Origin of the sequence: Nocardiopsis sp. NPDC006832, from assembly GCF_040635885.1 — a bacterium.
Taxonomy (GTDB): Bacteria; Actinomycetota; Actinomycetes; order Streptosporangiales; family Streptosporangiaceae; genus Nocardiopsis.
Map to the genome: position 1 here is coordinate 48,834 of NZ_JBEYLC010000013.1, position 12,512 is coordinate 61,345.

12 protein-coding genes and 1 pseudogene are annotated in these 12,512 nt (G+C 70.3%); 7 read left to right on the forward strand and 6 right to left on the reverse strand.

What is annotated here, in order from left to right; all coding sequences use genetic code 11:
- Positions 1 to 11: 11 nt before the first annotated feature.
- The 4 genes from ribH to ABZ717_RS09085 all read left to right on the forward strand — a co-directional run bounded on the left by ribH (position 12) and on the right by ABZ717_RS09085 (position 3,157).
- Complete coding sequence (gene ribH / locus ABZ717_RS09070; RefSeq protein ID WP_358507528.1) at positions 12 to 485, forward strand: 6,7-dimethyl-8-ribityllumazine synthase; 474 nt, start codon at positions 12 to 14, stop codon at positions 483 to 485.
- A 94-nt stretch (positions 486 to 579) separates the two neighbouring features.
- A complete protein-coding gene (locus ABZ717_RS09075; protein WP_358507530.1) occupies positions 580 to 1,041 on the forward strand; it encodes a PH domain-containing protein in 462 nt (153 codons plus the stop codon).
- Between the two features lie 185 nt (positions 1,042 to 1,226).
- Positions 1,227 to 2,393 carry an XdhC family protein gene (locus ABZ717_RS09080; protein ID WP_358507532.1) on the forward strand — a complete coding sequence of 389 codons (1,167 nt, stop codon included), beginning with the start codon at positions 1,227 to 1,229 and terminating at the stop codon, positions 2,391 to 2,393.
- Positions 2,394 to 2,533: 140 nt separating this feature from the next.
- Positions 2,534 to 3,157, forward strand: a complete 624-nt coding sequence (locus ABZ717_RS09085; protein ID WP_358507633.1) for a nucleotidyltransferase family protein — start codon at positions 2,534 to 2,536, stop codon at positions 3,155 to 3,157.
- Between the two features lie 39 nt (positions 3,158 to 3,196).
- Here the strand turns inward: ABZ717_RS09085 and ABZ717_RS09090 are convergent, their stop codons facing one another.
- From ABZ717_RS09090 to ABZ717_RS09115, 6 genes and pseudogenes are all read right to left on the reverse strand, one after another.
- On the reverse strand, positions 3,197 to 4,123 hold the full coding sequence (locus ABZ717_RS09090) for an aldose 1-epimerase family protein (protein ID WP_358507534.1): 927 nt from the start codon (positions 4,121 to 4,123) through the stop codon (positions 3,197 to 3,199).
- Between the two features lie 98 nt (positions 4,124 to 4,221).
- Positions 4,222 to 6,936: a protein kinase gene (locus tag ABZ717_RS09095; protein ID WP_358507536.1), complete on the reverse strand. Its 2,715-nt coding sequence runs from the start codon at positions 6,934 to 6,936 to the stop codon at positions 4,222 to 4,224.
- A 214-nt stretch (positions 6,937 to 7,150) separates the two neighbouring features.
- Complete coding sequence (locus ABZ717_RS09100) at positions 7,151 to 8,356, reverse strand: transposase (RefSeq protein ID WP_358507538.1); 1,206 nt, start codon at positions 8,354 to 8,356, stop codon at positions 7,151 to 7,153.
- Between the two features lie 72 nt (positions 8,357 to 8,428).
- A pseudogene (locus tag ABZ717_RS09105) lies at positions 8,429 to 8,694 on the reverse strand (hypothetical protein).
- Between the two features lie 117 nt (positions 8,695 to 8,811).
- Positions 8,812 to 9,120 (reverse strand): DUF2470 domain-containing protein, encoded by a 309-nt coding sequence (locus ABZ717_RS09110; RefSeq protein WP_358507540.1) that lies wholly within the window; start codon positions 9,118 to 9,120, stop codon positions 8,812 to 8,814.
- Positions 9,121 to 9,364: 244 nt separating this feature from the next.
- Positions 9,365 to 9,907 (reverse strand): YceI family protein, encoded by a 543-nt coding sequence (locus ABZ717_RS09115; protein WP_358507542.1) that lies wholly within the window; start codon positions 9,905 to 9,907, stop codon positions 9,365 to 9,367.
- Positions 9,908 to 10,067: 160 nt separating this feature from the next.
- On the opposite strand from ABZ717_RS09115, the gene ABZ717_RS09120 reads away from it, so the two are divergent.
- The 3 genes from ABZ717_RS09120 (at position 10,068) to ABZ717_RS09130 (ending at position 12,507) form a co-directional block, all read left to right on the forward strand.
- Entirely contained in the window at positions 10,068 to 10,541 is a 474-nt protein-coding gene (locus ABZ717_RS09120) for a MarR family transcriptional regulator (protein WP_358507544.1), read from the forward strand.
- A 228-nt stretch (positions 10,542 to 10,769) separates the two neighbouring features.
- On the forward strand, positions 10,770 to 11,477 hold the full coding sequence (locus ABZ717_RS09125; RefSeq protein ID WP_358507546.1) for an SseB family protein: 708 nt from the start codon (positions 10,770 to 10,772) through the stop codon (positions 11,475 to 11,477).
- A 100-nt stretch (positions 11,478 to 11,577) separates the two neighbouring features.
- On the forward strand, positions 11,578 to 12,507 hold the full coding sequence (locus ABZ717_RS09130) for an A24 family peptidase (RefSeq protein WP_358507548.1): 930 nt from the start codon (positions 11,578 to 11,580) through the stop codon (positions 12,505 to 12,507).
- Positions 12,508 to 12,512 lie beyond the last annotated feature (5 nt).

Sequence of the window (12,512 nt, forward strand, 5' to 3'; positions counted from 1 at the left end):
AAAGGCCGGTCATGAGTGGTACAGGACGTCCCGAACAAGAGCGGGTCGAGGCCGACGGGCTCTCGGTGGGCATCGTCGCCACCAAGTGGAACGCCCCGATCATCGAGCCGATGCTCGCCAACGCCCTAGAGGTCGTCAAGGAGTCCGGCGTCTCCGATCCGGTGGTGATCCACGTGGCCGGCGCGGTGGAGATCCCCGTCGTGGCACAGGAACTGGCCCGAAGGCACGACGCGGTGATCGCCTTGGGCGCCGTCATCCGCGGCGGTACCCCGCACTTCGACTACGTGTGCCGATCGGTCACCCACGGGTTGACGGAGGTGGCCCTGCGCGAATCCACCCCCGTGGGCAACGGTGTGCTCACGTGTGACACCCTGGAACAGGCGCGTGACCGTGCCGGCCTGCCGGGAAGCGCCGAGAACAAGGGCGCCGAGGCTGCGTTGGCCGCCCTGGACACGGCGGTGGCCCTGCGCGGGCTACGTCGCTGAACCACACCCTCCTCGTCGGCGCGCGCCGCAGTCGTATCCCAGCAGGACCGTGTGGTCACGGATGGAGCAGTCGGTGCGGACGAAGGAACAACCTGTGGACGAGGCGTCGAAGCGGCCCGAGCTGCCGAGGACCTGGCGTCCCCGGGCGGTGCGCTGGGTCGCCTACGGGATGTGTGTGCTGATCGTGGGGACCATGTTGGTGCTCGCGATCGTCCTGCCCGGTGACTGGCGACCACTGGACCGGATCATGATCGTCGGACTGGGGTTGGTCATCGCCGCCGGGCTGCACATGCTGGGTCGTCCGCGGCTGATCGCCACCGAGGACAACGTGGTCGTCATCAACGGGATCCGCACCCACTACCTGGCGTGGCCCGAGGTGTTGGACATCCGCATGCCGGTGGGGGAGCCCTGGCCGTGCGTGGACCTGTCCGATGGCACCTCGCTGCCGGTGATGGGGATCCAGAGCGCCGACGGTGACCTGTCCCGGCGCAACCTGGAGGAGTTCCGTTCGATGCTGGGCCGGGGCGAGGCCGCCGAGCCGAACCGGCCCGCCTAGTCGCCGGTCTCGATCACCGGTCGCCGACCGCCGTGACCGGGCCTCTTCGTAGAAGCAACCGAATCGAGCCCTCGTTTCCTGGAGGAACGGGGGCTCTTCGGTGTTGTGTGGGGCACATAGGTTGGTACCGAGTCCGGCGGATCTCGGGATCGACCCGCCGGGAGGAAGTCTGGAAGAGGTGCCGTGTGCGTGATATCCGAGCGACCGTGTCCGACCTGTACGCCTCAGGTGAGACGTTCGCGATGGCCACGGTGATCGACACCTACAAGAGCGCGCCCCGGGACGCCGGGGCGGCCATGCTGGTGAGCACCTCGGGTGAGGTGACGGGCAGCGTGTCCGGGGGCTGCGTGGAGGGCGCCGTCTACGAGGAGTCCCTGGAGGCCATCCGCACCGGAGACCCGGCGCGCCGCACCTACGGCGTGAGCGACGACGACGCCTTCAGCGTGGGGCTGACCTGTGGCGGAACCCTGCACATGTTCGTGGAGGCGATCAGCAGGGACACCTACCCGCAGCTGGGCGCCGTGTTGGCCGCCATCGACGAGCACCGGCCGGTGGCGGTGGCCACCATCGTGTCCGATCCCTCGGGGCCCGGGAGGGTGGGCCATCGCCGAGTGGTGTGGCCCGACAACGCAGAGGGCGACCTGGGCCCGGGAGGGGAGCGCCTGGCCGACGCCTTGGACGACGACGTGCGCGGCATGCTCGCCCAGGGCAGCACCGGCCTGTTGCACTACGGCGTGGACGGGCAGCGTCGCGGCGACGAGCTGGAGGTGTTCGTCCAGTCGTTCGCCCCGGCCCCTCGCATGCTGGTGTTCGGCGCGATCGACTTCGCGGCGGCCGTCGCCGACCTGGGTACCTACCTGGGCTACCGGGTGACGGTGTGCGACGCTCGGCCGGTCTTCGCCACCGCCAAGCGTTTCCCCACCGCCGAGGAGGTGGTGGTCAAGTGGCCGCACGTGTTCCTGGACGAGATCGCCGAGGAGATCGACCGGCGCACCGCGATCTGTGTCCTGACCCACGACCCCAAGTTCGACGTGCCGGTGCTCAAGCGGGCGTTGAGCACCGAGGCCGGGTACATCGGTGCGATGGGTTCACGCCGCACCCACGAGGACCGGTTGGACCGACTGCGCGAGGCCGGAGTCCCAGAGGAGGCCCTGGAGCGGTTGCACTCGCCGATCGGGCTGGATCTGGGAGCGCGCACACCCGAGGAGACCGCGGTGTCCATCGCGGCCGAACTGGTGCAGAGCCGGTGGGGCGGCAGCGGGCGCGCACTGCGTGAGACCACCGGACGCATCCACCGGGACACCCCGGTGCCCCCGCTGGTTCCGGCCGGATTCGGTCACCCTCGAAGGTGAACCGAAACGCCTCGGGTGGTGAACGCGCAGCTCAGCGCGGTGATCGCGACGCGGGGTAGCGAAAATCCTCCACCGGCTCTTGAAGGCGCCCCATGCGCGGCTTCGACGCGTGGCATCATCGCGTCATGGCTACAGGGGAAATGGCTATAGGAGAAGAAGCGGAGGGCGGAGGGGTCGAGTACAGGGGGAACGTCGCCGGGCTGCTGTTGGCGGCCGGCTCGGGTAGCAGACTCGGTCGACCCAAGGCACTGGTCGAACTGGGTGGCGAACGTCTGGTCGATCGCGGGGTGCGCACCCTGGCGGAGGGAGGCTGTGCCTGCGTCATGGTGGTCCTGGGAGCCGCCGACACCACGGTCGACGGCGCCGTGACCGTGCACAACCCCGACTGGTCCACTGGAATGGGCTCGTCGGTGCGGACGGGTATCGACGCCCTCCCCGACACCGTCGACGCCGTCCTCGTCGCTTTGGCCGACCAACCGTTGGTCACCCCCGAGGCGGTCCGCCGTCTGGTGGAGGCCTTCGAACAGGGAGCGCGCGCGGCCGCGGCCACTTACAACGGCAACCCCCGCAACCCGGTGCTGCTGGGCCGTGAACACTGGTCCACGGTCTACTCCATGGCCGAACGCGACGTGGGGGCCCGTCCCTTCCTGCGCGCCTACTCGCACGTGGTGACGACGGTGCCCTGCGACGACGTGGCCAGCCCCGAGGACATCGACACCGCCGAGGACCTGGCCCGACTCAGTGAGGTGCTCGACCGCGCCTGAGGGCCCGGGCGCGACCCGCGGCCCGGGCCCCGGCGTGGCTCAGCCCACCAGCGGTTCGGCGAGGACGCCGAAGTCGTGTTCCACGGCCTGACCGGGGGACAGGACCAACAGGTCGGTTCCGCCGTTGAAGGCGTCGGGCGGACAGGTCATGGGCTCGGCCGCCAGGTGGGCACGGTGCGCGTCCCCGCCCAGCGTGTCGGCGCTGAACAGTTGCAGCCAGTCGTATCCGGGGCCCGCCCACAGCGCCACCCGGTGCTCGGGTCCGCCGAGCCGCACCCAGGCGCGTCCGCGCTCGTCCCGCAGTAGGTCGGTGAAGGCCGTGTCCAGCACGGTGACGCCCAGATCGCGGCCGGGCGGGAGCAGGTCGAACCCGCCACCCTCCACCGGCACGGGCGCGCCCGTGGGGATGAGGTTCTCGTCGGTGGGCTGGCTGCTTCCGGCGTCGGCGGACACGGTGAGCACGCCGCGCGCGGACAGTTCGTCCAGGGGCCTGCCCAGGGTGAGGTAGGGGTGGAATCCCACACCGTAGGGAGCGTCGCCCTCCCCTGTGTTGACTGCCCTCACGCTCACGGTCAGCCCCTCGGAGGAGAGCCGGTGGCGGGCGGTCAGCTCCAGCGGGAAGGGGTAGCCGGACGTGCCCTCGAAGGCCAGCCGCAGGGTCACCTCGTCCTCGCGCGCGTCGACCGGGCTCCAGTCCTGGTCGTGCACCAGGCCGTGGATCGCCGAACCGGTCCCGGGGTCGTCGACCGCCAGGCGGTACTCGGTTCCCTGGAAGGTGTATCGCCCCCCGGCCACACGGTTGGGCCAGGGAGCCAACAACTGACCCTGGAACGCCTGGGGCCCCTCTCCCCGGGTGTAGGGCCACACCAGGTCGTGGTCGCGCCAGGTGAGGGCCTGCAAGCCCGCACCGACCCGGTCCACTCGCGCTCGGTAGTCACCCGAGCGCAGTTCGAACACCTCGCCCACCTGTCCGCCTTCCTCATCGTGGTCCGGCCCACGCCGAACCCGGCGATCTTAGCGTGACCGGTACGGACCGGCGGAGACGCGGGTCGGCCCGGACCCGGTCATCCGAGGAGGGTGTCCAGCGGGATGAGGACCCCCGACCCGAGGGCGAGCAGGCCGGTGGACATCAAGACGACCACCATCAGGATCGAACCTCCCACGGCCAGTCGGAAGGCGGCCAGTCGACGACGCGCCTTCACCTTCTCCTTCGCGGAGGTGCGTCCCAGGTACAGCAGGACCACGGCCAGCAGGACCGGGAACCACCAGGAGGCGCCCATCCCACCCGGCAACAACCCGGTCAGGGCGGCGGCCCCTTCGCTCAGCGGGTTGGCGCTGAAGTCCAACAGCCCGGTGTAGGCGTCCACCACCATGGGGCTCTCGGGGAAGAAGCCCTCCTCTGGGCGCAGTGCCCGCCCCAACCCGTCGACGAGGCCGAACAGGGCGGCCGGGTAGGCGAACCGGCGACAGCGTCCGGCCCGCATGGCCCGCTGGATCTGCCCCATGGTCCGTTCGACCCGGCGGGAGTCGCGTTCCTGTCGACGCGCCAGCCTGCGCTGTTCCTTGGGGGTGACGGCCTCTTGTGGGCGGGTGGGGTCGTGCGGAACGGCCGGGTTGTCGGGGCGGGTGGCCGCCTCGGCCCGACGTTGATTGGCCGAGGCCGCCTTCTCCTTGGTGCTGTCCCACCTCTCGCGTGCCGAACCGGCGAGGGAGGCCCACCGGTCCTGGCGGCGGGCACGGCCGTCGGCGCGCTCGCGTTCGGCGACGGCCGAGCCGATCCGGTCCGCCTCGGGCAACAGGAGCAGGGCGGTGAGCATCGCAGAACGCGAGGTCAGCGGGTCGCCGCCGTCACGCAGCGCGGCGCGGCGCTGCTCCGTCCACCAGGGCGCGTTGGGCGCGGAGCTGCGCTGCTGCGGGTGCCAGGACTGGCGGCGTAGCAGCGACCGGTTCTGGGACTCGGTCTCCGGGGCCAGGACCAGCTCGACGGCGCGTGCCCAGGTGGTGTCGATCTCGTGTGCGGCGGGGCGTCGGGGCGCGTCGGGCCCCGAACCCACCAGTCCGTCGATGGTCTCCTGGACGCGGCGCACCAACAGGGGAACCTCGTGTTGGACGCGTTCCAGCAGCGCGCAGCGGCCGGAGCCGCCCGAACGACAGGTGGGGTGCGGGCACCAGTGTTGGGAGCCGAGCCCCACCACGCCCGACTCCACGGCCTCGCGCACCACCGAGTGTCGGCTGGCGTCTCCGGTGGCCAGGGTCAGCAGTCCGTCGGCGCTGATCTCGTGGCCGCGGAACCTGGGCGGCATGCCGGGCACGTAACGGGCGGCCAGGGCGCTGATGGCCACGTGCGCCAGGTCGGGGCGCTCGTCCAGGCCGGTGAGGTAGGAACGGTCGAAGGTGTAGTCGTTGACCTCGCGATCCAGCCAGGTACGCAGTTCCGACCAGTGGCTGCGCAGCCACAGCGCGCCGGTGTCGGAGCGGTCCAGCAGGTCGAAGGCCAGGCTGGGCGGGTCCTCGTGGGTGGCCCCGGCGAACGAGATCGGGCGCAGCCTGCGTGCCGTACGGATGCGGGGCCGCTCGCCGGCCAGCCACGCGGCGACCTCGTCGTGTCCCCAACGGGCCGCCGGCGCGGGCGCGAGCAGGCCTCGGGCCAGCAGCCGCCAGCGTTCGTCGGTGATCGCCGAGATGTCGACCTCGGTGTTGCGGGCGGTCAGCCAATTGCCGCCGCGCTCGGGGCGGCGGCCGGTGATCAGCTCGTGCACCATCACACCCAGCGACCACCAGGCGGCGGGCGCCTCGCGCCGACCCTCGATGACCTCGGGGGCGGCGTAGTCCTCGGTGATGGCCTGTCCGCCGTAGACACGGCTCATGGTGGCACGCACGGCGCCGCCGAAGTCGGTGAGCGCGACCACCGGTGGGTCCAGGTCGCGCACCAGAAGGTTCTCCGGCTTGACGTCGGTGTGGTTGTGCTGGAGCTCGGCCTGCCAGTGGTGCAGACAGTCGGTGACGGAGCGCACGACGGCCTCGGCGCGTGCGTCGTCCAAGGGCGCCTCGTCGATGATCTCGCGCAGGGTTCCGTGGGCGAAGTACTCCTGGGCCTCCCAGGCCAGGTCCTCGCCCCAGGAGCTGGCGGCGGTGCCGTATCCCTGGATGGCGGGTGTGTGGGGGGAACCGGTGCCGCGTGCGCGCAGCCGGTCCAGGAGCTCGCGGTTGATGTCGTGGCCGGGCCGGTACACCTTCAGGGCGAGTCGGCGACCCGGGGAATCGGTGGGTTCGGCCAGGTAGACGACGGCCTCACCACCGGCGCCGAGTCGGTCCAGGACCTGGTAGCGGCGTCGCAGCTCGGCGGGTACGGCGTAGTCGAGGTCACCGGCGGGGCCGATGACCACACGCGAGGCCAGGCGGGCGACCCAGTCCAGCAGGGGGCCGAGGAGCACACGCCACCAGGAGCTCCGGTCGGAACGATCGGAACCGGTCGGGGACACGGAGCCCGCGGAGGCGGGTCGTCGGACCCGGGTGGCGTCGGCTCCGGGGGGAGAGGCGGCGGGGGAGTGGCCCGCGGCCTCGGGTGAAACGACCCGGGTGGCGCCGGCGCCGGCCGGAGGGACGACACGGGTGGGGGACTCGTCGGGTCCCTGCTCCGGGGGGCGGGCCGCCCCCGGTCGGAACACACGTGTGACCCAGCGTGTGGCCCCCACCGCCGGGTTGACGCGGGTGGTGGGCGCGACGGGGTCGATCCGTCGGGTCGGTGCGTTGTCGTCACCGGGGTCGGGCGTGACCATCGAGGCCGGATCCATCCTTCGAGCGGCGTGGCTGTACGGGCGTCCGGGGGAGGGAACGTCCCTTCCAGACTAGGCCGTACGTGTGCCCGAGCGGAGGGGTGTCCCCACCCCTTGCCGGCGGGGCGTGCACGCCCCTTCCCCCGTTTTCCGATTGGACTCCGCCGAGGCCGTTCCGGTTCCCGATCCTGTCCCGGGATTGACTTCCTCCCCACGCCTAAAGGCGGGAGATTCCAACCAACGGCAACGCCGGTTGGTGCGCCTGCCCTCGCGGGGGCGCCGGTTCCTGCTTCGTCGACCGGGTAACCCCGAGGTCTCCGCAGGCTGACACCGCATGCCCTGCGGCGTGAAGGATGTTCTTGGCCGCGTTCACATCGGCGTGATCGGTATGAGCACAAGAAGTGCACACGAACTCGGCTTGGCTCTTGCGCGAGTTCGCGTCCACCACCTTGCACCGATAACACGTCTGCGAGGTGTAGGCGGGGTCGACCAGCACGATCCGCGTGCCGGTCCTGCGCGCGCTGTTGCGCAGCGCGAGTTCGAGCCGGTGCCACCCCTTGTCCAGGATGGCCCGATTCAGACCGGACTTTTGACGCACCTGCTTACCGGGGGCTTCCAGGAACCCCTTGGCCGAGGCGGTCATGTCGGTGGTGCGCAGGCTCTCCAGCACCACCACGCTGTGGCGGGTGGTCAGCTGGTGGGCGAGCCGGCCACAGAAGTCGGCGCGCCGGTCCACCGCACGGGTGGCGATAGACCCCAGGGCCTGGAGGGTCTTGGCCCGGTTGGCCGACCCCTTCTTACGCTGGGACAGTTTGCGCTGAAGGCGTAGGTGTCGGGCCTTTTCGCCAGGTGTGAGGTAGGGGCGGTCGTGGAACTCGCCGGTGGACAGAGTCGCGGCGACCTTCACACCCCGGTCCACCCCCACCGGGGTACCCGGATGGTGCTCGGGGGTGAACAACCCGTCCTCCACAAGGAACGACACGAACCAGTGCCCGCCCTTACGGGACACCGTCGCCGAGCGGATCGTGCCCCCGATCGGTCGGGAGGAGCGCAACCGCACCCAGCCCAGTTTCGGCAGCTTGGCCCGCACCCACTTGCGGTTCAGCTTCTCCACGGTGATGAGGTTCCCGGCCGGGAAGCGGAACGAGGGCCTCCACCGGTACTTGGCCCGCCAGCGCACGTTGAAGGTGCCCTTCTCCCGACAGGCCCGGTCCAGGTCCTTCAACGTCTGCTGGAGCACATGCGAGGGGGCCGCCTTCAGCCAGGCCTCTTCGGTCTTGGCCTCGGCCAGCTGGGCGGCCTGGAGGTGGTAGCCGCAGAAAGGCCCCTGCCGGCCTCGGGTGTAGCGGTCCACGTACTGGCGGCGCTGATCCAGAGCGGTGTTCCACACCGCCCGGCACAGGTCACCGAACTCGGTACACATCGCGGCCTGTGCATCGGTCAGAGCAAGCCGGTAACGACGACCCGTCAACATCGTGCAACACCCCCTTCCCTCTCAGCGGCTCTCCTGGCCCCCCACATCACGCTCGATCGCTCCCAGCAGGGCGCCTCCGACGGTGGCCACGAAGTAGCCGTGGGTCCACAGCATCGGGCGGGCGGGACTTCAGGTGCCCGAGATCCCTCGCGCACGATCTCCTTCAGCCGTTCCTCGACACAGCCCCCCGGCACGCGGCGTCGGTGCATGGGGTGCCAGAGCACGTGGAGGGCTCGTGGGAAGGTGATGCCGCAGATCGAGCACGGAGTGACGGACGTGTGACTCATCGTATGGCAAAGGGCGGTTCAATGATCCCGTTCGCGGAAGAACGGCTACCCCCAGGGGGTGAACCCAGGGTCTGCGCCGCCCGAAAAGCTCCGATCACCTTCGGAAGGGGGCGCGGGTCAGTGCTCGCGGCGCGGGGGGAGACCGAGCCTTCGGCAGGACTCCCGGTACATGCGCACGACCTCCCAGCGGATCTGCGCGCGTTCGGTGAGCGTCTCGCCCCAGGGCACGCGCACCGTGCGTTCGGTCCCGTCCACGGTGATCGCGTAGTCGCCGCCCTCGGCGTCCAGGTCCACCATGCGGGCCGCGGTGGCTTCGGGTTCTCCACCCAGGCCACGGCAGATGACGAGGGTGTCCTCGGGGTGGTCGTCGTTCATGTGGCGGGTGACGGCGGCGACGACCTCGGCGGAGAAGGGGTTGGACGGCACGGTCGGGGCTCCTGTCGATGGCGGACACACGAAAAGGACGGAGGAGGGCGGGGTCGTGCCCTCCTCCGTCGACGATATCCGAGGCCTCTCAGGGTTATGACGTGGTGTCGTCAAGCCTGGGGCGGTGGCCGCTCCCCCGTGCGGTCACACCCGGACATCGTTCCCCGAGGTCGAAGGGACCTCGGGGGTCCCGGCCGGTGGCGGCCGTCGGATGCCGGGCCGGGACGTCCCCCGTCGAAGACGATCAGGCCTGGCGGGTGAACTCGGCGTCGATCTCGATGGTGATCTTGTCGCCGACGACCACGCCGCCACCGTCCATCGGCATCTCGATGTCCACGCCGAACTTCTTGCGGCTGATGGTGGTGGAGGCGGAGAAGCCCGCGCGGTCCAGGCCGTAGGGGTCGAGGGTGGAGCCGTTGAACTCCAGGTCCAGCTCGATCGGGTGGGTGTTGCCCTTGATGGTGAGCTCGCCCTTGAGGACGAAGTCCTCGCCCTTGGCCTCGATGCCGGTGGAGCGGAACTTGAACTCCGGGTTCTCCTCGACGCTGAAGAAGTCGGCCGAACGGATGTGGGCGTCACGGTCGGTGTTGTCGGTGTTGATCGAGGCCGAGTCGATGGTGGCCTCGACGGACGCCTTGGTGGTGTCCTCCGGGACCGTCAGGGTGGCGTCGAACTTCTCGAAGCGACCGCGGACCTTGCTGACCATCATGTGGCGGACCGAGAACCCGACGATGCTGTGGGCGGTGTCGATCTTCCAGGTGCCGGGCTTGAGTTCCTGAGCGGCCATGGTGTCTCTCCCTGTGTCTGTGTACGACCCGGTTCGGGGTCGAGGTTCCTGCGATCAAGTACTTTACTCGGTAGCAAAGTGCCTTAGAAGTATCTTCCTGGGAAGGAGCTTAGGTGATCGTTCGTGGGTTGGCAAGCCCCTCCCGTTAGAATCGGCGAATATGGACAAGACCTGGCTCGACGCCGACGAACAGCGGGTCTGGCGCGGGTTCCTGCGGATGAACTCCTCGATCTACGAAGAGCTCGAACGTGACCTGCGCGACCGTGACGGGCTCACGCTCACCGAGTACGGGATCCTCGCCCACCTGTCGGAGATGCCGGACCGGCGCATGCGCATGCGCGACCTCGCCGAAACCGTCATCGTGTCCAAGAGCCGGCTGTCCCACCAGATCGCGCGCCTGGAACGCGACGGACACGTTCGCCGCGAGGCCTGCGCCGACGACCGGCGGGGCTTTTGGGCGGTGCTCACCGAAACGGGCGCAGAAACCCTGCGCGCGGCCGCTCCCGGGCACGCGACCCGCGTGCGCTCCCTGGTCTTCGATCGGCTCACCCCCGAACAGGTCGACGGCCTCCGTGAGATCGTCCGGGCCCTCGGGGGGACCCCCGAGTCCCCTCCCGACGGGATCCCGGGCTGATAGCGGATCCGAGGGGCACCTGATCGCACCCGCGGCCACTTCGGGCCTACTTCGGCGAACCACTGGCCCACACCGCCCACTCCTGTGAAGCTGGACCGGGGCCGGCGCGCGAGTGAGGGGACGGCCCCGCACGGTGGCCGTCCGCGGCCGGAGGAGGGGAGAGGTCACATCGTTCTGTCCGAGAAGCGTTCCCATGACGGACACGCGTCCCAGGTAGAGTCGGAACCCGTGAGCAGACCATCCATCATCGGCGCCCAGAACTTCCGCGACGACGACGGCAGCGCCGACCCGGTAGTCGAGGCCCGGCTGCGCGACCACGCCGCCGGCAAGATCGGCGACCGCCAAGTCCTGGCCGCGCTCAGCGACTCCCGAGTGCTCATCCCGGTCGTGGCCGTGGCCACCGAGATCGAAGAGGGAGTGGGCGGCCTCACCAAGGACAAGAACAGCGAGGTCGCGATCCCCATCATGACCGGCAAGGACGGTCGCCGGGGAGTACTCGCCTTCACCTCCGTGGACGCCGTCCGACGCTGGCGCCCCGACGCCCGCCCCGTTCCGTTCACCGCCCAGGACGCCTGCCAGGCCACCCTGGAGGAGAACGCCGACGCGCTCGTCCTGGACGTGTCCGGCCCGGTGCCCCACACCATCCAGGGCCGCTTCCTCACCATGCTCGCCGAACAGGGCACCGTCCCCGAACCCAAGGACGACCCCCAGGTGTTGGCCCTGATCTACCGGGTGACGCACGCGGAGTTCGGCATCGAGCGCGTACGCATCCACTCCTCCGAACGCGGCGACATCGGCATCCGCCTCGAACTGGACGAACGCGACGACGAGTCGCTGCGCCGGGTCGCGGAACGACTGTCCACCGAGCTCGAACACGTGCTGCCGGGCGGGATCGAACTCAGCGCCGTGGTGCGCGCCCAACGCGACGAGGAGTGAGCGGGGTGAGCGGGGACGGACCCGTTCCGTCCCCTCCAGGGTCGTCCACAGGCTCGCCGAGGCACTGTGATCCCGGCTCCGGGGCGGGTAGTTTCCGATCATGTCCACCCCCTTGGTGCTGAGCCTCACCCTGACGCCCTGGTCGATCCCCGCCGCCCTCTCACTGGGCCTGGTCGGTCTGCTCGTCGGGCGCGCCACCGGTCGATTGGTGCACCTGTTCGGACCGGCCCGCCCCCATACCGAACCGATCCGTCCCGCGTCCGTGGGCCCTCCAGGTCAGGACGGTGCCATACCGGGGGCCGTCGCCGAAGAAGGCGCGCTGGAGGAGCAGGACACCGGCCCGCCGCCACCACGATGTCCGCACTGCCACACCGAACTGTCGTTCGTACGTGGCCTACCGGCCGTGGCCGCCCGCGACTTCCGACGCCTCGGACGCTGCCCCTGGTGTGAACGGGGAGTGGACCCGCACGCACCGGCCGCCATCGCCACCGCCGTCCTATTCGCCCTGATCGGCGCGGTCTTCCCCCATCACCTACAGGACTGGTCCCTGTTCGGTCTCGCGGCGGTCCTGTGGTTCGCCGCCCTGGGCACCCTGTTGTCCGCCATCGACCTGCGGGTGATGCGACTGCCGGACGCCGTCGTCGCCCCCGCCTACCCCATGGCCGGGCTGCTGCTGGCCGCCTCCGTGCTGCTGCCGCCCAGCGGCCCGGACCTGCAGCGCGGCGCCCAGGCCCTGGTCGGAATGGTGCTCATCACGGTCCTGTACTGGAGCCTGTGGCGGGTCCACCCGCGCGGGCTCGGCTTCGGCGACGTCAAATTGTCCGGACTGACCGGGTTGTACACCGGCTGGGCCGCGGGACCGGTCGGCGCGCTGGTCGGCGTGTTCTGGGCCTTCTCCGCCTTCGCCGTGGTCGGCCTGATCCTGTTGCTGCTGCGCAGAGCCGGTCGCTCAGACCCCCTGCCGCTCGGACCGTTCATGATCGCCGCCACCCTCGCCACCGTCCTCGCGGGCCGACCACTCCTGCCTTAATCCCC

Coding starts and splice junctions, on each gene's coding strand:
- ribH (WP_358507528.1), top strand. CDS start 12: ATGAGTGGTACAGGACGTCCCGAACAAGAGCGGGTCGAGGCCGACGGG.
- ABZ717_RS09120 (WP_358507544.1), top strand. CDS start 10,068: ATGGACAAGACCTGGCTCGACGCCGACGAACAGCGGGTCTGGCGCGGG.
- ABZ717_RS09100 (WP_358507538.1), bottom strand. CDS start 8,356: ATGTGTACCGAGTTCGGTGACCTGTGCCGGGCGGTGTGGAACACCGCT.
- ABZ717_RS09085 (WP_358507633.1), top strand. CDS start 2,534: ATGGCTATAGGAGAAGAAGCGGAGGGCGGAGGGGTCGAGTACAGGGGG.
- ABZ717_RS09115 (WP_358507542.1), bottom strand. CDS start 9,907: ATGGCCGCTCAGGAACTCAAGCCCGGCACCTGGAAGATCGACACCGCC.
- ABZ717_RS09130 (WP_358507548.1), top strand. CDS start 11,578: ATGTCCACCCCCTTGGTGCTGAGCCTCACCCTGACGCCCTGGTCGATC.
- ABZ717_RS09095 (WP_358507536.1), bottom strand. CDS start 6,936: ATGGTCACGCCCGACCCCGGTGACGACAACGCACCGACCCGACGGATC.